General features: G+C 66.2%; 16 protein-coding genes and 1 pseudogene. 5 read left to right on the top strand and 12 right to left on the bottom strand.

The genetic code is table 11. The annotated features are described in order from the left end of the window. Positions 1 to 35: 35 nt before the first annotated feature. From arfB to pabB, 4 genes are read right to left on the bottom strand one after another with little or no spacing between them, the layout of a single operon-like run. Positions 36 to 452 carry an alternative ribosome rescue aminoacyl-tRNA hydrolase ArfB gene (gene arfB / locus WBP06_RS16735; protein WP_395330003.1) on the bottom strand — a complete coding sequence of 139 codons (417 nt, stop codon included), beginning with the start codon at positions 450 to 452 and terminating at the stop codon, positions 36 to 38. Further along, complete coding sequence (locus WBP06_RS16740; RefSeq protein ID WP_395330005.1) at positions 449 to 1102, bottom strand: RluA family pseudouridine synthase; 654 nt, start codon at positions 1100 to 1102, stop codon at positions 449 to 451. Before WBP06_RS16740 ends, arfB begins: the two co-directional genes overlap by 4 nt. 1 nt (position 1103) lies before the next feature. Next, positions 1104 to 2288, bottom strand: a complete 1185-nt coding sequence (locus tag WBP06_RS16745) for a pyridoxal phosphate-dependent aminotransferase (protein WP_395330007.1) — start codon at positions 2286 to 2288, stop codon at positions 1104 to 1106. 13 nt (positions 2289 to 2301) lie between these two features. Then, positions 2302 to 4116, bottom strand: coding sequence for an aminodeoxychorismate synthase component I (gene pabB, locus WBP06_RS16750; RefSeq protein ID WP_395330010.1), 1815 nt, complete (start codon positions 4114 to 4116; stop codon positions 2302 to 2304). 161 nt (positions 4117 to 4277) lie between these two features. On the opposite strand from pabB, the gene WBP06_RS16755 reads away from it, so the two are divergent. From WBP06_RS16755 to WBP06_RS16765, 3 genes and pseudogenes are all read left to right on the top strand, one after another. Next, on the top strand, positions 4278 to 5876 hold the full coding sequence (locus WBP06_RS16755) for a helicase HerA-like domain-containing protein (protein WP_395330012.1): 1599 nt from the start codon (positions 4278 to 4280) through the stop codon (positions 5874 to 5876). Positions 5877 to 6151: 275 nt separating this feature from the next. After that, positions 6152 to 7060 (top strand): annotated as a pseudogene (locus WBP06_RS16760) (M1 family metallopeptidase); the annotation flags it as partial. 109 nt (positions 7061 to 7169) lie between these two features. Then, entirely contained in the window at positions 7170 to 8537 is a 1368-nt protein-coding gene (locus WBP06_RS16765) for an ERAP1-like C-terminal domain-containing protein (RefSeq protein ID WP_395330014.1), read from the top strand. 150 nt (positions 8538 to 8687) lie between these two features. Here WBP06_RS16765 and WBP06_RS16770 read toward each other — a convergent pair whose 3' ends face one another. From WBP06_RS16770 to WBP06_RS16800, 7 genes are all read right to left on the bottom strand, one after another. After that, positions 8688 to 8870, bottom strand: coding sequence for a hypothetical protein (locus tag WBP06_RS16770; RefSeq protein ID WP_395330016.1), 183 nt, complete (start codon positions 8868 to 8870; stop codon positions 8688 to 8690). Positions 8871 to 8954: 84 nt separating this feature from the next. Then, positions 8955 to 9464: a MarR family transcriptional regulator gene (locus tag WBP06_RS16775; protein WP_395330018.1), complete on the bottom strand. Its 510-nt coding sequence runs from the start codon at positions 9462 to 9464 to the stop codon at positions 8955 to 8957. A gap of 304 nt (positions 9465 to 9768) precedes the next feature. After that, on the bottom strand, positions 9769 to 11223 hold the full coding sequence (locus WBP06_RS16780) for a sensor histidine kinase (RefSeq protein ID WP_395330020.1): 1455 nt from the start codon (positions 11221 to 11223) through the stop codon (positions 9769 to 9771). 13 nt (positions 11224 to 11236) lie between these two features. Beyond that, complete coding sequence (locus WBP06_RS16785) at positions 11237 to 11971, bottom strand: response regulator (protein WP_395330022.1); 735 nt, start codon at positions 11969 to 11971, stop codon at positions 11237 to 11239. Positions 11972 to 11992: 21 nt separating this feature from the next. Continuing rightward, positions 11993 to 12598, bottom strand: coding sequence for a hypothetical protein (locus tag WBP06_RS16790; RefSeq protein WP_395334235.1), 606 nt, complete (start codon positions 12596 to 12598; stop codon positions 11993 to 11995). 330 nt (positions 12599 to 12928) lie between these two features. Next, on the bottom strand, positions 12929 to 13330 hold the full coding sequence (locus tag WBP06_RS16795; RefSeq protein WP_395330024.1) for a cupin domain-containing protein: 402 nt from the start codon (positions 13328 to 13330) through the stop codon (positions 12929 to 12931). Positions 13331 to 13411: 81 nt separating this feature from the next. Continuing rightward, positions 13412 to 15244, bottom strand: a complete 1833-nt coding sequence (locus WBP06_RS16800) for an aminopeptidase P family protein (RefSeq protein ID WP_395330026.1) — start codon at positions 15242 to 15244, stop codon at positions 13412 to 13414. A gap of 315 nt (positions 15245 to 15559) precedes the next feature. On the opposite strand from WBP06_RS16800, the gene WBP06_RS16805 reads away from it, so the two are divergent. Together WBP06_RS16805 and WBP06_RS16810 are read left to right on the top strand one after the other, a co-directional pair. Then, on the top strand, positions 15560 to 17656 hold the full coding sequence (locus WBP06_RS16805; RefSeq protein ID WP_395330028.1) for a S9 family peptidase: 2097 nt from the start codon (positions 15560 to 15562) through the stop codon (positions 17654 to 17656). After that, positions 17653 to 18051 carry an acyl-CoA thioesterase gene (locus WBP06_RS16810; RefSeq protein ID WP_395330030.1) on the top strand — a complete coding sequence of 133 codons (399 nt, stop codon included), beginning with the start codon at positions 17653 to 17655 and terminating at the stop codon, positions 18049 to 18051. Before WBP06_RS16805 ends, WBP06_RS16810 begins: the two co-directional genes overlap by 4 nt. Here WBP06_RS16810 and WBP06_RS16815 read toward each other — a convergent pair. Further along, positions 18038 to 19774, bottom strand: coding sequence for a diguanylate cyclase (locus WBP06_RS16815; protein WP_395330032.1), 1737 nt, complete (start codon positions 19772 to 19774; stop codon positions 18038 to 18040). The two genes, WBP06_RS16810 and WBP06_RS16815, sit on opposite strands and share 14 nt — an antisense overlap. Positions 19775 to 19807 lie beyond the last annotated feature (33 nt).

Consider the following 19807-nt stretch of genomic DNA (forward strand, 5'->3'; position numbering starts at 1 on the left):
CAGTGGATCCGATGTAATCGGATTGGAAAACCGCCCTAATCGAAGCTGACCTTGCCGCGCCCGGCCTTGACCGATCCGCGCAACTTCTTGCCCTTCAGCCGCTGTTCCTTGCCCACCCGGTTCAGGCGGCTCTTGGCCCGCTTTTCGGGCAGTTTGTGGGCATCGCGCAGCATTTCCGCCAGGCGTTCGCGCGCATCGGCACGGTTGGCTTCCTGCGTGCGGAAACGGCGGGCGGTGAACATCAGTTCGCCCGCCGCCGTCATCCGGCTGCCCGCCAGTTCCTTCAGTCGCGCAAAGACCGGTGGCGTCAGCCGCAGGGCATAGACGTTGATCCGCAGCTGGACCGCCGTGGCGACCTTGTTGACGTTCTGACCGCCCGGCCCGGTGGAGGCGATGAAGCTTTCGCTCGCCAGGGCCTGGGCGCGGTCTATCGTGGCTTCAACCTCGCTCATTCATCGCTGAAGCCGAGCGCGGCGAAATCGCGCGGCAACGGTGCCACGGCGACGATCGGCTCCTTGTCGCCGCGCGGCACGGTCAGGCCTGCTGCGTGCAGCATCGTGCGCGGCGCGCCCTTGCTGGAACCGTAGACCGGATCGCCCAGCAGCGCATGGCCAAGGCCGGAGGCGGCATGGACGCGGATCTGGTGAGTGCGGCCGGTTTCCGGGCGGAATTCCACCAGCGTCAGGCCGTTCTTCTCATCCAGCTTGCGCCAGTGGGTGACGGCGGGCTTGCCCTTCTTCGCCGGGATCATGCGCCAGCCATCCTTGGCGGTGCTGACCTTGGAAAGGTTGAGCGCGATCGTGCCTTCCTCTTCCGCCAGCGTACCCGCGACGATGCCGAGGTAGCGCTTCTCGACCAGCTTCTCCTCGAAGGCGGCGGAATAGCGCTTCAGCGCCTTGGGATTGCGGGCCAGCAGCAGGCAGCCGGACGTGTCGCGGTCGAGCCGGTGGACCGGGGTGGGATGGCGATGAAAGCCGAGCTTCAGCTCGTCCAGCCGGTCTTCGAGGCTCGGCCCACCGGCGCGCGGCGTGTCGAGCGGGAGGCCGCCGGGCTTGTCGATGACCAGCGCTTCGCCGTCCTCGAAGAGGATTTCCAGTTCCATGTTACGTCAATGCTTTCTCTATGCGCCGCAGCGCTTCTTCAAGCCGCGCGTCGTCCGCGGCGAAACTGATGCGGAAGCCGTCATGCCCGCCGAAGGCCGAGGCCGGGACCAGCGCCACGCCATGCTCCAGCAGGTGCAACGTCAGCTTCACGTCGTCCCCGTCGAAGCGGTCCATCAGCGGCGTCGCGTCGATCATGCAATAGAATGCGCCGTCGGGCGAGGGGGTCGACAGGCCGGGAATCGCGTTGATTGCGGCCACTACCTTGTCGCGACGTTGGCGGAAGCGCTCGCGCCACTCGTTCAGGAAGTCCTGCGGGCCTTCGAACGCGGCAACGGCGGCGGCCTGGCTGATCGAGCAGGGATTGCCCGAGGAGTGCGACTGGAGCTTTTCCATCGCCTTGATCAGCCACTGCGGCCCGGCGGCAACGCCGATGCGGAAGCCGGTCATCGCGTGGCTCTTGGACACGCCGGAAACGGTCAGGATGCGGTCGGCCAGATCGGGGCAGAGGTTGGCCAGCGTGGCGTGGGGGCGGCCCCCATTACCATCAGACGTATAGTTGATCGGCGCGTAGATATCGTCGGACAGCACCATCACGCGCGGATGGTGGCGCAGCACTTCGCCGATGCCACGCAGCATGTCCTCGGGGTAATAGGCACCGGTCGGGTTGCCGGGGCTGTTCAGCAGCACCCAGAGCGTGCGCGGCCCGATCTGCGCTTCCAGATCGGCGGGCGTGAAGCGGAAGTTGTCCTTGGCCGAGGTGCGCAGCGGCACCACTTTGCCACCTGCAAAGCGCACGATTTCCGGATAGCTGACCCACCAGGGGGAGGGCACGATCACTTCGTCGCCCTCGCCGATCGTGGCCAGCATGGCGTGGAAGATCGCCTGCTTGCCGCCGGCGCTGACCGTCACTTGCGAAGGCGGAACCTCGATGCCGAGGTCACGCTTGAAGTGCAGCGCGGCGGCCTGCTTCAGTTGCGATGTGCCGCCGACCGCGGTGTACTTGGTCTGCCCTGCGTCCAGCGCGGCCTTGGCCGCTGCGATTACATGGGGCGGGGTATCGAAATCGGGTTCGCCCACCGAAAGCGAGATCACGTCGCGGCCGGCTTCGCGCAGTTCGATCGCGCGGTCGGTCATCGCGGTCGTCCCCGAAGGGGCGATGCGGGCAAGGGCAGCAGAAGTGTGCATCAGGATCGCGCCGTCACTTTAGAAGCTGCGCAGGCATCAGGCCGCGCAGCGCATTGCCGATCAGGAAACCGTCCGCCAGATCGTCCAACGTCAGGTCCGTTTCCACCGCGCGGCCCTGCTCGATCAGCGAGCGACGCAGCACGCCGGGCAGCAGGCCCAGCGCGGCGGGCGGGGTCAGCAACATGCCGTCACGCTCGACGAAGAGGCTGGTGAAACTGCCTTCGGTCAGCAGGCCGTCATCGCGCAGGAACAGCACTTCCTGCGCGCCGGCCTTCATCGCGATGGCACGACCGGCTTCGTAGAAGGCGCGGTCGCTGGTCTTGTGGCGCAGGCGCCAGTCGCCGCTATCGATCGGAAGCGGCAGCACGCCGACCGTCACCGGGCCATCGAATGCGGCCGGCAGTTCCGCCAGTTCCAGCGCATAGGCGCCGCTGCGCGCGGAAACGAGGCGCAGCTTGGCAGGCGCATCGGCATCGAAGCAGAGCGCCTGGATCGCATTGCGCACGGCATGGCGGTCGAAACTGAAACCCAGCGTTTCGGCGCTGGTGCGGACCCGCTCCAGATGGAGTTCCAGCAGCGGGATGCCCTCTTCGGGCGTAAAACGCATCGTCTCGATCAGGTCGAAACTGGCGGGTGAAGTTGCCCCTGCCGAATCTCGCACGAAACCCCCTTTGACCAGGCATTCCCGCCATTCGGGAAGCGCTTGTGAATCGGCGACGACCGCCGAACCGACGCCGAGCACTGCCCGGCCTGTTATGCTTTCACCACCCGCCGTTCCCTTGCCATCCGGCATCAGGCGTAACGTGCGGATTGCCACATTGAACGCGGCATCGCCAGAGGGTTCGATGAAACCGATCGAACCGCAATAGGGCCTGCGCGCGTGGCGTTCCACTTCGGCGATCAGCTCCATCGCCCGGATTTTGGGCGCACCGGTGATCGATCCGCAGGGGAACAGCGCGCGCAGCAGGTCTGCCGCGCCCTTGTCTGGCGAGAGGCGCGCGTGGACGGTGGAGACCATCTGGTGGACGGTGGGATAGCTTTCGATCGCGAAGGGGGTTTCCACCCGCACGCTGCCCGCCTCCGCCACGCGCGACAGGTCGTTGCGCATGAGGTCCAGGATCATCAGGTTTTCGGCGCGATCCTTGGTGCTGGTGGCCAGTTCCTCGCGCAGGTGCGCGTCCTCTTCCGCGTTCTGTCCGCGCGGGCGCGTGCCCTTCATCGGGCGGACCGTCACCCTGCCTTGATCGAGGGCGAAGAACAGTTCGGGGGAGAAGCTGAGCAGCCAGTCGGCCCCGTCGCAGATCGCCGCACCATATCCGGCGGCGGCAGCGGGGCGGATCGCGGCGTAGAGCGCCAGCGGATCGCCGTGCCATGGGCCTTCCAGCAGCATCGTCAGGTTGGCCTGATAGATGTCGCCCGCCTCGATCGCGGCGTGGATCGTGTCGAACGCGCGGGTGTAGTCGCCGGTCGAGATCAGCGGATCGAGCGGCCCAATGCCGAGCGGTCCGGGCGCGGCCTGTTCGGCCAGCCAGTGCGGGATATCGGCAGCGGGAACCGTCTCGAAGCCCTTGAAGGCGCCGAACCAGATCAGCGGACCCTCAGCCTTGCGCAGTCCGGCAAGGCGCGGCTCCAGCGCCTGCCCCGCCTCATAGGCCAGGTATCCGGCCAGATGCAGTCCGTCGGCCACCAGCGCCTCGATCCGGGCGAGCGCAGGCAGCACCTCCTGTTCGGTGTGCGCGACGATGATCTCCACCGGATCGCGGTAGATGCGCGCATCGGCCGCACCCTCCGGGCGGGCGTCGTCGAAAAGAAGGAAGGGTTGGGGCATGGTTGCGACTGCGCCTTTAGCGCCCGATTCCCGGTGGCACCAGTGCGCTTTCTCGCACCGCACTGTCCCCTCCGGGCGATCAAGTGGATGGCCCGCCAAAATCCCTCTCGCCCTTGCCCAAGGTGCGCTCTATCACTTTGGAACGGTGCAAGGAGGCATGAATGGAAGAGATTTTCCTGGGACTCGGTGCCAACGGCGAACGGCAGGTCCTGCACCTCGGCCGCGCCAATCGCCACGGCCTGATCGCGGGGGCCACGGGCACCGGCAAGACGGTGACGCTGCAGACCATTGCCGAACAGTTTTCCGCCGCCGGCGTGCCGGTATTCCTGGCCGACGTGAAGGGCGATCTTTCGGGCATTTCCATGTCCGGCAGCCCGCAGTTCAAGAACGCCGCGATCCTGGAGGCGCGGGCCAGGGAAATCGGCCTGATCGACTATGCCTATTCCGACAATCCGGCGATTTTCTGGGATATCTATGGCGAGCAGGGCCACCCCGTCCGCACCACGATCTCCGAAATGGGGCCGCTGCTGCTTTCGCGGCTGATGGACCTTAACGACACGCAGGAAGGCGTGCTCAACGTCGTCTTCCGCTATGCGGACGAGCAGGGGCTGCTGCTGCTCGACCTGCCCGATCTGCAGGCGATGCTGACTTACGCGGCGGAGAACGCGGCGGAGCTTTCCACCAAGTACGGCAATGTCACCAAGGCCAGCATCGGCACGATCCAGCGGCAGTTGCTGGCGCTGGACAGCCAGGGCGCGGCGCGGTTCTTTGGCGAGCCGGCGCTGGAAATCGCCGATTTCATCCGCTGCGACGACAAGGGACGCGGCTACATCAACATCCTGGCTGCCGACAAGCTGATGCGCAGCCCCAAGCTTTACGCCACGTTCCTGCTCTGGCTGCTGTCCGAACTGTTCGAAGTGCTGCCCGAGGTGGGCGACCCCGACAAGCCCAAGCTGGTGTTCTTCTTCGATGAGGCGCACCTGCTGTTCGACGATGCACCCAAGGCCCTGCAGGACAAGGTGGAGCAGGTGGTTCGCCTGGTCCGATCGAAGGGCGTCGGCGTCTACTTCATCTCGCAGAATCCCATTGATATTCCTGAAGATATTGCGGGGCAGCTGGGCAATCGCGTGCAGCATGCGCTGCGGGCGTTCACGCCGCGCGACCAGAAGGCGATCAAGGCGGCTGCGGATACCTTCCGCATCAATCCCGCGCTGAACGTGGTGGAAGCGATCACCGAATTGAAGGTCGGCGAAGCGCTGGTTTCCACGCTCGATGACGAGGGGGCACCCTCGATCGTCCAGCGCACCCTGATCGCGCCGCCGCGCTCTCGCCTTGGGCCGGTGGATCCCAAGGAGCGGGCGATCATCCAGTCGATCAGCCCGTACCAGGGCAAGTACGACACCGCCGTGAACCGCGAAAGCGCCGAGGAAGTGCTGGCTGCCAAGGCCGCCGATGCGGCCGCGACCGCGCAGGAAGTGGCGGAAAAGGGCGCTGCCGAGGTCGGCAAGCAGGAGCGCAAGAGCCCCAGCCTGTGGGACGGGCTTGGCGGCAAGGTGGCCAAGGCGGCGGCGGGCGCGGCGGCGGCAAGTGCCGGGTCGATCCTGGCGCAATCGATGCAGGGCAAGAAAAGCCGCGCGAATCCGCAGGCTTCGGCGGTCAGCGCGGCGGCGGGGACGATCGGCGATTCGCTGGGCAAGGCCATCGGCTTTCCCGGCCTTGGCCGTTTCGCGCGCAATCTTATCGGCGGCCTGATGCGCTGACTTGATGCGGGTTTCCTGTCGTCTGGCCATGCTTGCGGCGCTGCTTCCAGCGCCGGGCGTGGCTTGGGCGCAGGAGCCGGCATCTGCGCCCGCTCCCGCAGCGCAGCCGGCGCCGGACCTCCCGTTCGGCCGCCTTGGCGATTCCGTCCGGCCCACGGCCTATCGGGTCGATCTTACGCTCGACCCGAAAAATCCGCGCTTTTCGGGTCGCGTCGAGATCGACCTTAACGACGCGAAGTGCACCTAAAGTGTACCTGCATGGCCGCAATCTCGACATGGGCACGGTCACCGCACGGGTGGGCGGCGAAAGCCTTGTCGGTCGTTGGCGACAGCTGGATGCGAACGGTCTGGCAGAGGTCGTTTTCGATCATGACCTGCCGGTCGGGCCGGCGACGCTCTCGTTCGATTACACCGCTGCCTTCTCCGATGGCCCCTCCGGCCTGTTCCGCGTCAACGTCGAGGGGGCGTGGTATGTCTGGAGCCAGTTCCAGTCGATCGATGCCCGCGCCGCCTTTCCCGGTTTCGACCAGCCCGGTTTCAAGACGCCGTTCACGCTGACCCTGCGCACGCCGCCCGGCCTTACCGCGATCAGCAATGCGCCGGAAATGGGGGCGCCGCAGGTCGAGAACGGCCTTGCCGTCCATCGCTTTGCGCCCAGCCTGCCGCTGCCGACCTATCTGCTGGCGGTGATGGTCGGGCCTTTCGCCACGCTGGAGGGGAGCGTTCCCGCCGATGCCGTGCGTGCGACGCCCCTGCCGTTGCGGATCGTCTCGACGCGGCAGAACGCCGCCAACCTGGCCTTTGCGCTGGACGGCAGCGCCAGGATCGTCACGCAGTTGGAGGACTTCTTCGGCGAGGCGTTTCCCTTCCCGAAGCTGGACCAGATCACCAGCCCGATCCTGCCCGGCGCCATGGAGAACCCCGGGGCCGACCTCTATCGCGACGATATCCTGGTGATGGATGCCGCCGCCCCGGTGGAGCAGCAGCGCCAGTTCGGCACCATCGTCGGGCATGAGCTGGGCCACCAGTGGTTCGGCGATCTCGTCACCCCGGCATGGTGGGATGATATCTGGCTGAACGAGAGCTTCGCCAACTGGATCGGCTATCGCATGGGCGACCAGTGGCGGCCGGACCTGGGCATTGCCGGTGACGCATTGCAGGCCGGGTTCGAGGCGATGGAGACCGATGCCCTGGTCGCCGGGCGGCCAGTGCGCCAGCCGATCGCCACCAGCGACCAGATCGATTTCGGCCTTCGATGCGATCACCTACGGCAAGGGTGGGCAAGTCGTCGGCATGATCGCCGCCTGGCTGGGGGAGGACCGCTTTCGCGAGGGCGTGCGCCGCTACATCGCCGCGCATCGTGGCGGCAATGCCACCAGCGACGATTTCTTCGCGGCGCTGGCCGAAGTGGCGGGCGATCCCCGGCTGGTGCCGGCCTTGCGCAGTTTCGTGGAACAGCAGGGTGTGCCGTTGCTGGCACTGCGGCAGCAGGGCGACCGGGTGGCGGTGACCCAGCTTCGCTACACCACCGCGGGAATCGCACCGCCGCCGGGGCACTGGATCATCCCGCTGTGCTTTCGCCGGGGGCCGCAGACCACCTGCACGATCATGGACCGGCAGAACCAGTCCTTCGCCGTTCCCGGCACCGGGCCGGTGTTCCCCAACGCCGGCGGCACCGGCTATTACCGCTTCGAACTGGCCGCCGGGCACTGGCAATCGCTGATCGCCGGGGCCGGCAGCCTGCCCGCCGGGGAGGCGCTTTCGCTGGTCGATTCGCTCGATGCCTCGATCCGGAGCGGGCGCGGCAACATTGCCGAGATGGCGCTGCTGGCCCGGGCGCTGATCCGCCACCCCGATCCCCATGCCGCCGACGCGCCGTTCGAGGCGCTGTCGCGCTACGTCATGCAGGGCCTTGTCACCGGGCGAGGGCGGCTGGGGTTCAATGTGCTGCGCGAACGGCTCTATGTGCCGCTGCTCAAGGAATATGGCTTCGATCCGCGCGCGGGCCTCTATGCGCACGAGGCCCCGGCGCGCATTCAGCGCCGCGTGCAGGTGGTGGAGGCACTGCTGGCGACCAGCCGCGGCGGCAAGCTGCGCGACCAGCTGGCGCAGGCGATGCAGGCCTATCTCAAGGGCGATACCGCCGCGTTGGACCCGGCGTGGATGGATCACGCGCTGGACGTCTACCTGTTCCAGAACGGCGCCGATGCCGCACGCGATCTGGTGGAGCGGGCATTGTCCTCGGACGATCCGGTGTTTCGCCCGGCGGCGCTGGCGGCGGCGGCGCGCACCAGCGATCCGAAGCTGGCGACATGGCTGCTGGACTTGCAGGACCCGCGCCTGCGCGATGGTGAGCGGCTGAGCTTCCTCGACGGGGTGATGGCCCGCAGCGCCACGCGCGACATCGGCTATCAGTGGGCGCTGGCCCATCTGGACGATCTGGGCGGCGGCCAGTTCTTCGCCAAGCGCCTGCCGCAGATGCTGGGACACTATTGCTCGGTCGAAAAATCAGCGCAGATCACCCATGACTTCGCGCCCAGCCTGGCGGGCACGCCGGGCGCGCTGGAACTCGCCCGCGCGAGCGAGCGGGTGCGCAATTGTGGCTTGCTGGACGATCTGGTGGGCGCGCAGATCGACGCGGATTTCGTGGCGATGAAGTGAAAGGCGGAACAGGGACAGTCCGCGCTGCCCTGTTCCGCTGGAATAAATGGCGATTACTTCGACTTACCTGATGACGCGGAAACTGCTCTAAGATTTTGGTTTATCGCGTTTTCCGAGTCATCAGGTGATTCCACCTGATTAGAAAACGCTCTAGCTCGTCACGCTGGCGGGATGCTCGTCGGGCATGCCTGCTGCCTGACGCAGAACGTCGAGTGCGTGCTGGACGTAGACGGCAGCGATGGATTGTCCGCAGGCATCAAGGCGTGCGAGCATACCGACCAGCGAGGCGGCAATATCCTGCAATTCTAAAACCTGCTCGCCCTGCCGAACCATGTCCTGTCTCCATTATTCCGCCATGATCCGTTGAATTTTTGCATAGAAGAATGAGTAAATGGTAGCGGCTATCTGTAAATGAATTCAATCACGTTTCAGGACGTCCAGAAAATAGTTCGTTAACATCGATTTGGATTTTTCAGTAAGGTGAAGGTATCGCCGTCGCGCATCCGCAGGATCTTCGGTTCGTGAAACCATACCCTGTTCTTCAAGGACGGTAATCCAGCGAAGCGCTGTGGTAGGCGGTACGCAGGATGCCAGCGTGGCGGATGTTACCGAAATGAGGCGATCCTGATGTTCGTGGATGTAAAGGTCCACCATCATGTCCCACGCCGCTTCGCCGAACAGGGCGTCGTCGAAAAAACGATTCCGTCTGCGGCGACGTTCATAGATCTGCTTCGCGACATCAAATGCGGCGCGTTCTTCCGTTTGCTTGGATTCAATGCCGTTCAGTCGCGCCAACTGTAATGGCGGTGGAATTTCTTCACCCGGTAAAAGTGAACCCAGTTGGCGAACCACTTCCCTGATCGTGTCGCGAAAAGTTTCTTGCAGATTCGGCAAATCTGATCGCGCGGATGCATGCGATTGTTGCACAGAGAATCACCCCCCATTGGTGCCCCGGATATTGATGGGGCGAAGTGTCCTATAGGAAGCCCGAGTTTGGGAGTGATTTGGCGCACACTTTCACATTATTAATGTGGCGCAATTTTGTGGCATTGTGACGAGTATTATTTCGTTTAATTGCAAATAGTTAAATCCTTTACGAAAGGCGTGCTCATTTCTCGGGCGTGTCATGGCCCGTGAAGCCGATGATCCGAGGCTGTTCGCCGCTGGCTTGCAGCGACAGTCAAGGCATTCAGGAGCAACACCTTGATGCCCGTCGGATCCGATCCACGGATCACCCCATCGGCAGTTCGACTTTCGCGCGCAGCCCTTCGACCGTTCCGTCCGCCGCCACGCGGTTTGCCAGCACCAGCGCGCCGCCGTGCTGTTCGGCGATGGCGCGGGCCAGTGCCAGGCCCAGCCCGGCACCGCCGGTGGCGCTGTTGCGCGATGGGTCGCCGCGGGTGAAAGGGTTCATCATCGCGTGGATCTGGTCTTCGGGGATGCCCGGGCCGTCGTCGTCGATCACGATCACGGCGTTGCGGCCCTCGCGAGTGAGCGAGACGCGGGCGCGTTCGCCATAGCGCAGGGCATTGCCGATCAGGTTGCGCAGCGCGCGGCGGATCCAGGTGGGACGCAGTTCCAGCGCCATGCGCGCGGTATCCCCCACTTCCACCGGTTCGCCCATATCCTCGTACTCCTCGATGACGGAGAACATCAGCGCGGAGAGTTCGGTGCGCTCCAGCGGGTCGCTCGGGCGGCCGACGCGGGCGAGGGAGAGAATGTCGTCCAGCGTGTGGACGATGTCCTCGATCGTCGTGGCCATGCGGCTGCGCTCGACATCGTCGGACACCGATTCGATGCGCACGCGCAGTGCCGCCAGCGGGGTCTTGAGATCGTGGCCGATGGCGCCCAGCATCACGTCCTTCTCGTCCAGCAGGGCGGCGATGCGCGATTCCATGGCGTTGTGGGCGACGATCAGGCGCTGCATGTCCTCCGGGCCGGAGGGGGGCAACTGGCCGTCGAGATCCTGCGTGGCGGCGAAGCGCTCAAGCCGGCGGGTCAGCGCGGCGAGCGGGCGGGTGATGCGCCGCAGGATCAGCGTCACCGCCACCATCAGCACCACGTAGATGCTCAGGGTCTGGATCAGGATCGGTTTCAGCAGCACGTTTTCGGGGCGCGGCGCGCGCACGCGGGCGACGATCCAGCTGCTGTCCTCGCTCGTGCGGACGCCCACCACCATCAGGTTCGAACGCATCAGGCCGGAGGTCTCGTCGTGCGACAGGCCATAGCTTGCGGCGCGGCGCAGCAACCCGCGGCGGGCGTAGCGATCGTTGCCGGCGGCGCGGTGGACGACGACGACGTCACGCACCGCGAAGTCCTGATCGGCAAGGATTCGGGCCAGATCCGCCTCCGCCTCGGCATCGCGGGCTTCGCCGTGCATCGCCGGCGAACTGGTGCTGTATTCGAGGTGATAGCCCTTGGGCGGCGGGCCGGAGAGCGGGCCGGGCGCGCCGGTGGGACGGCCGTTCTGGTGGCGCATCAGGCCCCGGGGGCCGCGCGTTTCCATGATCAGGCGGAACACCGCGGCGTTGAGCATCCCCGCCTCATACCCCTCGCGCTGGGCGCGGTAGACGAGGAAGGCGCCAAGGCCCTGGACCAGCAGCAGCGCGGCGGCGACCGCAAGCAGCATCTGGCCCATCAGGCTGTGGGGGCGGGGCAAGCGCAGGTGCAGGCGGGTGGACGTCATGACGGGGGCGGGCTCAGTCCGCCGGGGCGGTCATGCGGCGCACGTCGGCGGCCAGCATGTAGCCGCCGCCCCAGACCGTCTGGATCAATTGCGGGTTGCGCGAATCGACCTCGATCTTGCGGCGCAGGCGGCTGACCTGGTTGTCCACCGCGCGGTCGAACAGATGGGCTTCGCGCCCCTGCACCATGTCGAGCAGGCGATCGCGGTTGAGCACCTGGCGCGGGTGCTCGAGGAAGGCCATCAGCAGGCGGAATTCGACGGAGGAAATCGCCACCGAGGCACCTTCGGCATCGGTCAGGCGGCGCTTCAGCGGATCGAGCAGCCAGCCTTCGAACGCGAAAACCTCATTCTCCGGCGCGGAGGCGACGATGCGGTTGGCGCGGCGCAGCACGCTGCGGATGCGGGCGACCAGTTCGCGCGGTTCGAACGGCTTCACGACATAATCGTCCGCGCCGATTTCCAGGCCGACGATGCGGTCGGTCGCCTCGCCCCGCGCGGTCAGGAAGATCACCGGCACGTCCTGCGCTTCCACCAGATGGCGGCAGAGCGAGAGGCCGTCCTCGCCCGGCATCATGATGTCCAGCAGGACCAGATCGGGCTTCTCGTCGCGCAGCAGGGTGCGCGCTTCGGCGGCGCTCTGGGCCTGTTTCACGGCGAACCCCTGGCGCGAGAGGTACTCGGCCAGGGGTTCGCGCAGGGCTGCCTCGTCATCGACGAGCAGCAGTCGGGCAGTGGCGGTATCGTTCATCGCTATCCGTTCAGGCGGCGCTTACTGCGCCGGAGTGGCGGCAGGTGCCGGCGGGGGAGGAGGCGGCGCGCCTTCCGGCGGGCCGCGACGTCCGCCGCGCATCTTCTGGTGGGCGGCCTGGCGTTCTTCCTTGGTGACCTGCCCGTCGTGGTTGGTGTCCATCGCGTCGAAGCGCTTCATGGCGGCGGCCATGAATTCGGCCTTGGTGATGGAGCGGTTACCGTCGGCGTCGGCCATGCCGTACATGTCGCCGGGGCCACGTCCGCCCCAGTGGCCGGGGCCGCCATGATCAGGGCCGCCGTGATCGCGCATCGGGCCGTGCTTGCCCGGCGCGCCTGCGGGGGGCGCGGCGCCTTCGGGCGGGGGCGGCATGTCGGGGCGGCCTTCGGGACCGCCGCGCTGCCAATCCTTCGGGCCGCGATCGGCCATGAATTCGGCCTTGGAGATCACGCCGTCGTTGTTGGTGTCCAGCCGCTTGAACTGCTCCTCGCGCATCTGGGTGCGGCGGGCGTCGCGGTCGGCCTGGTCGATCTTGCCGTCCTTGTTGACGTCGAGTCGGGCGAACTGGGCTTCGGCGGCGGCCTGCGCCTCGGCGCGGGTAATGGTGCCGTCGCCATTGGCATCCATGCGGAAGTCACCCCCGCGCGGCGGAGGCGAGGAGGGCGTCTGCGCACAGGCAACGCCGCCGATGGCGAGCGCCGCGGCAGACAGGCCGATGGCAAGCTTGGTCAGGCGGTGGGTCATCGTGGTCCTCAACTCTCCCGTACGGGATTCTTGCGCCAAAAACAGCGAAAGCTACGGGGCGGGGGAAGGGAGGGGGAAGAACTGCCCCGCAGCTTTCATGAGGCTTTCTACCGGCCGCTTGTCGCGCAGTTGTGCCGCTCCGCTGGATTATTGTCGTCAATTGTCACAAGTTTGGACCGGCGTTCAGCCGGATGCAAGCTTTGGCCGGCCCCGCTAGCGCGGGCGGTTCTGCGTGCCTTCGCCGGCCGTCACGAACAGGGCGGACACCGGCCCGGACACGTCGGCGGTGTGCCAGGCACCGGGGGGATTGATCGCATATTGCCCCGGGCCGATCGTGACGCTGCGTTCGGTACCGTCGCGCAATTGCTGGTGCAGGGTGATCTCGCCGGAAAGGCAGACGACCAGTTCGTCGCCGGCGGGATGCATTTCCCACGAATCCCAGCTTTCGGAAAAGTCGTACATCGACACGAGCCGCCCTTCGGCCCCGTCCGCGGCGGTGCGCGCGGAGTAGGCGGCGTACCATTCCATGCCGGTGAAGGCGGGCTGGGCTTCGGCTCTGGCGCCAAGGCCAAGGTGGACCGGATGGGTCCTCAGGTCATGAACGGAATCGGTCATCGGCGCCTCCTTCCGGCAATGCGCTTGCCGGAAGGAGGCTACCGCTGCGGGCCTCTGCCTACAAGGTCAGAGAGGCGCCAATCAGAACGGCCGGCACTGCGCTTCCAGCCATTCCAGCGTCGCCGCATCGTCGGCGCCGGAAAGCTGCGGGCCGATCACCTGCAGCACGCGGGCGTGATAGGCGTTCCACCACGCGGTCTCGTCTGCCGTGAACAGCGCGGTATCGACCAGACGGCGCTCGATCGGCGCGAAGGTCAGCGTTTCGAAGCCGTAGTATTCGCCGTCCGCGCCGGGGAACTCGCGCTTTACCACCAGCACCAGATTCTCGATGCGGATGCCGTATTCGCCGGCCTTGTAGTAGCCCGGCTCGTCGCTGAGGATCATGCCGGGGATCAGATCCTGCGCGGTGCCGGCCTGTCCGCCCGCCGACTTGGCGATGCGCTGCGGCCCTTCGTGGACCGAGAGGAAGCTGCCGACGCCGTGGCCGGTGCCGTGGGCATAGTCGAGGCCGACCGACCAGAGGAACTGACGGGCCAGCACGTCGAGCTGGCTGCCGGTGGTGCCCTTGGGGAACACGGCGCGGTCGATGGCGATGGTGCCCTTCAGCACGCGGGTGAAGCGGTCCTTCACTTCGGCCAGAGGGGTACCGTTTCCGATCCACACGGTGCGGGTGATGTCGGTGGTGCCGCAGGGATACTGGCCGCCGGAATCGACGAGGTAGACGCTTTCGGGAACCAGCGTCAGGCTCGATTCGTCGGACACGCGGTAGTGCGGGCTGGCGGCGTTGGGGCCGGCGCCGGAGATCGTGTCGAACGACAGATCGCGCAGGTCGCCGCAGCGCTGGCGGAATTCCAGCAGCTTGGCCGCCGCGCTCATCTCCGTCACTTCGCCCTTCGGCCCTTCGACCGAGAGCCAGTGGAGGAACCGCGTCATGGCCACGCCGTCGATCGCCTGTGCATCGCGCTGGCCCTGCTGTTCGACGGCGTTCTTCACCGCCTTGGGCAGGATGGTGGGATCGCGGTTTTCGACCACGGTGGCGTTCACGCCCTTCAGCGTTTCGAAGATGGCGGCCACGGCATTGTCGGGATCGACCGAAACGCGCTTGCCGGCCAGCGTCTGCAGGCCGGCCACGAAGTCCGCGCGGGCCTTCACGGTAACGGCATTGCCCAGGTGCTGGCGCAGATCCGCTGTCACCTTCTCGTCGGCGATGTAGAGATCGGCGGTGCCATCGGCATGGGCGACCACATAGGACAGCGCCACCGGCGTGCGCTCCACATCGGTGCCGCGCAAGTTGAGCAGCCAGGCGATCGAATCGAGCGCGGAGATCACCGTCGCGTCGAGGCCCTGTGCGGTCAGCCATTCGGACACGGCGGCGCGCTTGGCCTTGCTCGATTCACCGGCGAACTTGTCGTCATGAACCAGCGCCGGGGCGGGCGAGGGTTCGGGCTGGTCCTGCCACACCGCATCGATCGGATTGCCGTCCACCGGCACCAGCGTCGCGCCCCTGGCGGCGAGGGCGGCCTGCGCGGCCTCCACCCACTTCGATCCGTGGAGCCAGGCATCGTAGCCGATCTTCGCACCCTTCGGCGCATTCTCGCCCAGCCAGCGGGCGGCGCTGGTCTGCGGTACGCTTTCATAGGCGTAGAACTTGCCGTCCACCTGTTCGCGCACCTGCAGCGTGTAGCGACCGTCGACGAACATCGCCGCCGCCGGGGAGAGCGTGGAATCGGTCAGCACCACGGCGGTGCCGGCTGAACCGCCGAAGCCGGTCAGCCAGGCGAGGCGCTGGGCATAGGCGCCGACATATTCGCTCATGTGTTCGTCACTGATCGGGATCACGAAACCGTCGAGGCCGCGCGACTTGAGTTCCTGGCGCAGGGCATCGAGCCGCGCCTCGTGGGTATTCATCAACATGGATTTTGTATCCGGCTTGCGGGGGTCATGGGCGCAACATAGGGCCTGTGCCGTGGAAGGGAAAGCATCGGGGCGGCCAATTTGCTGCGCAGAAATCATGCCCGGTACGCTGCGAAAAGCCCGCATCAAGCACTTCGTCGTCCCCGCGAAGGCGGGGATCCCGCTGCCTTTCTTCGCGCCGCAAGAAGCGGGGCCCCCGCCTGCGCGGGGGCGACGGGGTTGTGTTGAAAGGCCCGTTGATCGGTGACAGCCAACGCTCTGTTATCGACAAGCGCGCCACTTCCACTTTCGCGGGACAGGCCCTAGATCGTGCGCATGGCAGATTCCACCCAGACCCTTTCAGGTCCTCCACAGGCGGCGAAGAAGCCGCACAGCTTCACCCGCCACGGCGTGACCGTCGAGGACGACTACGCATGGCTGCGCGATGCCGGCTATCCCGAAGTCACCGACAAGGAAGTCCTCGCGCATCTTGAGGCTGAGAACCAGTGGTTCGAACACCGCATGGCCGGCCAGCAGGACAAGATCGACCTGCTGTTCAAGGAGATGCGGGCGCGGATCAAGGAAGCCGACAAGTCGGTGCCGCAGAAGGATGGCGACTACCTCTACTGGATCGAGTTCGAGGAAGGCGCCGAATACAAGAAGTGGTGGCGCAGGCCCGTCGCCGCCAAGGATGACGGTTCCGCGGATGAGCTGATCCTCGACGAAGTGGCGCTGGCGGAAGGCAAGGACTACTTCAACCTGGGTGCGATCTCCACCAGTGCGGACGGCAAGCTGCTGGCCTATTCGGTGGATGACAACGGTTCCGAGCGCTTCACCGCGCGGATCAAGGACCTGACCACCGGCGAACTGCTGGCAGACGAGATTCCCGGCACGCTCTCGGCGCTCGTCTGGGTCGCGAACGACAAGGGCCTCGTCTACTCACTCGCCAACGAGCAGTGGCGGACGGACAATGCCCGCCTGCACTGGCTGGGCCAGCCGCTGGAAAGCGATGTCGAACTCTATCACGAGGATGACGAGGGCTTTCGCGTCGGCTCCTCGCTTTCGTCCAACGAGCAGTGGCTGCTGATCGGCACCAGCGATCACGAGACCAGCGAATGCCGCATGGTCCGCGCCGACGATCCGCTGGGCGAACAGATCCTGGTCAAGCCGCGCCAGAAGGGCGTGGAGTACGACGTCGATGAGCGCGAGGGCGTGCTCTACGTCCACACCAACGACACGCACGAGAACTTCCGCCTGGCGACGGCGCCGCTGGCCGATCCGGGCGAGTGGACGACGCTGATCGAGGGCACGGACGCGTTCTACCTGACCGGCGCCGATCTGTTCCGCGACTTCTACGTGATCGAGGGGCGCCGTGCGGGCCTCGATCAGATCGAGGTGCGGTACTACGACGATCCTGCCCGCGTGGAGCCGATCGCGTTCCCCGAAGCGAGCTATTCGGCGGGGCTTTCGAACAACCCCGAATGGCACGTGACGACGCTGCGCCTGACCTACGAATCGATGGTCAGCCCCTCGACCGTCTACGACTACGACGTGGCCGCGCGCACGCTGGACGTGCTGAAGGTTCAGGAAATCCCCTCGGGCTACGACGCGTCGCTCTACGCGACCGAGCGGCTGGAGATCGAAGTGCGCGATGGCACGATGGTGCCGGTCTCGGTGGTCTATCGCCGCGATCGTGCCAAGATGAATGGGGCCGGTGCCGGGCCGCTGCATCTCTATGCCTATGGCGCCTACGGCATCTCGATCGATCCGGGCTTCTCCACCACGCGGCTCAGCCTTGTCGATCGCGGGTTCGCCTATGCCATCGCGCATATTCGCGGCGGCGACGACCTTGGCCGGGCCTGGTACAAGGCGGGCAAGCTGGAGAAGCGCACCAATACCTTCAACGATTTCGTCGACTGCGCGCGCGGGTTGATCGCGCGCGGCTTTACCGAGGCGGGCAAGATCTCGATCTCGGGCGGATCGGCCGGGGGTGAGCTGATGGGCGCGGTGGCGAACTCCGACCCTGACCTGTTCGGCGCGGTGGTGGCGCATGTGCCCTTCGTGGATGTGCTGAACACGATGCTCGATGACAGCCTGCCGCTGACGCCGGGCGAATGGCCGGAATGGGGCAACCCGATCGAGGACAAGGCCGCTTTCGAGCTGATCCTCAGCTACTCGCCCTACGATCAGGTCTCGGCCCAGGCCTATCCGCCGCTGATGGTGACCGCCGGCCTCAACGACCCGCGCGTGACTTATTGGGAACCCGCCAAGTGGGTGGCCAAGCTGCGCGAGGTGAAGACCGACGGCCATGAACTGATCCTCAAGACCAACATGGGCGCGGGCCACGGCGGCAAGTCGGGCCGGTTTGAAAGCCTGAAGGAAACGGCGGAGGAGTTCGCCTTCATCCTCTGGCAGCTGGGTGTTGAAGCTTGAGCGACCGCTTTTCCAAGACCTTCACGGCGACGGCCCATGACATCGACGTCATGGGCCACGTCAACAATGCCGTGTGGGTGCAGTGGATGGAGGCGGTGGCCACCTCGCACTGGGAGGCCGATGCCACGCCCGAGCAGGTCGAGAAATACGTCTGGGTCGTGACCCGGCACGAGATCGATTATCGCGGTAATGTGACCGAGGGTGAGAGCGTGTCGGCGGAAACCTTCATTCCCGAAGGGCCGACCGGCGCGCGCTTCGTCCGCCATGTCGATTTCCGCAATTCTGCCGGAAAGGTGATCGTCTCGGCCAAGACGACATGGGCGATGATCGACAGGGAAACCGGCCGCATCATGCGCGTGCCCCCCGACGTAACCGCCCGCTTCAGTGCAGGCTGACGACGTTCTGTTCGGGCTCTGACGGCGGCAGCCCGATGGTCGGCGCGGCAGCGGAGAACGTGCGCATTTCGGTGCGGTTCCGCCCGGCTGCCTTGGCATCGTAAAGCAGGCGGTCGCACTTGCGATAGAGGTCGGCGAAACGCATCGGCGGGGCGCCGGTGACCAGTCCCATGCTGGCGGTGACCGGCCGGTCCAGCAGCGGCACTTCGGCGGCGATGCGCGCCGGGATCGCCTGGCGCCGACGCTCGGCCCGCTCGGCCCCGTTGCGGCCGCGCAGCAGCAGCAGGAATTCCTCGCCACCGATGCGGACGACCACGGTGTCCTCGTCCGGCATCAGCGCCAGCGCCACGGCGCGCAGCACCGCATCGCCGGTGGCATGGCCGCGCGTGTCGTTGATCGACTTGAAGTGGTCGAGGTCGAGCACCGCCATCGTGCTGAAGCCATCGAGCACGAGGCGGGTGTAGCGCTCCTCGAACCCGCGGCGGTTGTAGAGGCCGGTCAGCGGATCGCGCTCCGCCAGGCTTTCCAGGACGCGTGCCTGCGTCAGTGCGCGATCGCGCTGGTCCTTGATCGCCATGAAGCGGTCCGCCGCGCCCAGCGTGGTGACAAGCACCTCGAACGCGACGGAAAAGTGCTGCGCGCTCATCAGCCCCATCGGCGTGTCGGTGGCGCCCAGCATCGAACCAATCCGCACCACGCCCATGGTGATCAGCGGCGCCCAGCCGACGATCTGGAACCACACCGTGCGGCTGCCGCGCATCGCCGCCGTCGTCATCGTCCAGCCCAACAGGATCATGAAGGGCAGGAATGAGGCATAGTAGATCGACGCCGCGCTGGAGAGCAGCGGCCCGCCGGCCAGATTGTAATAGGCCGACCAGAACAGCACCCAGGGAACCGCCGCCACCAGCATCTGTTTCTGCCGCTTGCCCAGCATTCCGGGTTCCAGCAGATCGTCGAAGAAGCGGGAGGCGGCGATGATCGTCAGGCTCCAGCTCAGCGACGAAAGCAGGCAGATCTGGGTGAGCGATAGCGAGACGAAGCGATTGACGATGCCGCTGCCCACTGCCGTCTGCATCAGCATCGCGAAGACGCCCAGCGCGTGCCACAGCGCGAAGGGCTGGCGCAGCACGCGGTAGATCGCGAAGTTCAGCGCCAGCGGCATCAGCATCAGCCCGCAGATCGCGGCCAGCAGCAGTTCGTCATTCCCCACCGCGCGCTCATCGGGCGCGGCGGCGATCTCGACATCGGAGAGCAGGCCCTTGTGGCGCGCGTCGATCACCTTGACAACATAGGCCTGCACCGGCGCGCCGCTTTCCAGGCGGGGCAGCGGCATGCGCATCGTCCACGATGTGGAGGCGAAGCGCAGGTCGTCATGCGCGATTTCCCGCGTGACGGTGCTGCCATCGGTGCCGATCGCGGTGATCCACAAGGCGCCGAAGCGGGTGAGGCGGGTGTTGAGCGTTGCGTCCGCGGCCGGTGCGCGGCCGGTCATGTCGATCCGCACGAAGCTGGCGGCATTGCCGTCGATGCGCCAGCGGGCGCCGTTGCATTGCCAGCGGTCGGAATCGCGGACCAGCGCGGCTGCCGATTCGCTCTCCGGCGCCAGCGTCGTGCACAGCGATCCGGGCGCAAACCCCGCCGCAGAGGCCGTGGGGGCCGCCAGCAGCGCAAGGATTGCGCCTGCAATCGATATCAGGAAGTGCCGTGCCCCAGGAAACATCATTGTTCCCTTGATAGCACGGCACTCAAGATATGG

Origin of the sequence: Novosphingobium mississippiense (assembly GCF_044029535.1) — a bacterium.
Classification (GTDB): Bacteria; Pseudomonadota; Alphaproteobacteria; order Sphingomonadales; family Sphingomonadaceae; genus Novosphingobium.

Bases quoted from the DNA above. Each gene is read 5' to 3' on its own strand.
- WBP06_RS16755 (WP_395330012.1), top strand. From the start codon at position 4,278: ATGGAAGAGATTTTCCTGGGACTCGGTGCCAACGGCGAACGGCAGGTC.
- pabB (WP_395330010.1), bottom strand. From the start codon at position 4,116: ATGCCCCAACCCTTCCTTCTTTTCGACGACGCCCGCCCGGAGGGTGCG.
- WBP06_RS16770 (WP_395330016.1), bottom strand. From the start codon at position 8,870: ATGGTTCGGCAGGGCGAGCAGGTTTTAGAATTGCAGGATATTGCCGCC.
- WBP06_RS16765 (WP_395330014.1), top strand. From the start codon at position 7,170: ATGATCGCCGCCTGGCTGGGGGAGGACCGCTTTCGCGAGGGCGTGCGC.
- WBP06_RS16740 (WP_395330005.1), bottom strand. From the start codon at position 1,102: ATGGAACTGGAAATCCTCTTCGAGGACGGCGAAGCGCTGGTCATCGAC.
- WBP06_RS16780 (WP_395330020.1), bottom strand. From the start codon at position 11,223: ATGACGTCCACCCGCCTGCACCTGCGCTTGCCCCGCCCCCACAGCCTG.
- WBP06_RS16805 (WP_395330028.1), top strand. From the start codon at position 15,560: ATGGCAGATTCCACCCAGACCCTTTCAGGTCCTCCACAGGCGGCGAAG.
- WBP06_RS16800 (WP_395330026.1), bottom strand. From the start codon at position 15,244: ATGTTGATGAATACCCACGAGGCGCGGCTCGATGCCCTGCGCCAGGAA.
- WBP06_RS16790 (WP_395334235.1), bottom strand. From the start codon at position 12,598: ATGGATGCCAATGGCGACGGCACCATTACCCGCGCCGAGGCGCAGGCC.
- arfB (WP_395330003.1), bottom strand. From the start codon at position 452: ATGAGCGAGGTTGAAGCCACGATAGACCGCGCCCAGGCCCTGGCGAGC.
- WBP06_RS16785 (WP_395330022.1), bottom strand. From the start codon at position 11,971: ATGAACGATACCGCCACTGCCCGACTGCTGCTCGTCGATGACGAGGCA.
- WBP06_RS16745 (WP_395330007.1), bottom strand. From the start codon at position 2,288: ATGCACACTTCTGCTGCCCTTGCCCGCATCGCCCCTTCGGGGACGACC.
- WBP06_RS16815 (WP_395330032.1), bottom strand. From the start codon at position 19,774: ATGATGTTTCCTGGGGCACGGCACTTCCTGATATCGATTGCAGGCGCA.
- WBP06_RS16795 (WP_395330024.1), bottom strand. From the start codon at position 13,330: ATGACCGATTCCGTTCATGACCTGAGGACCCATCCGGTCCACCTTGGC.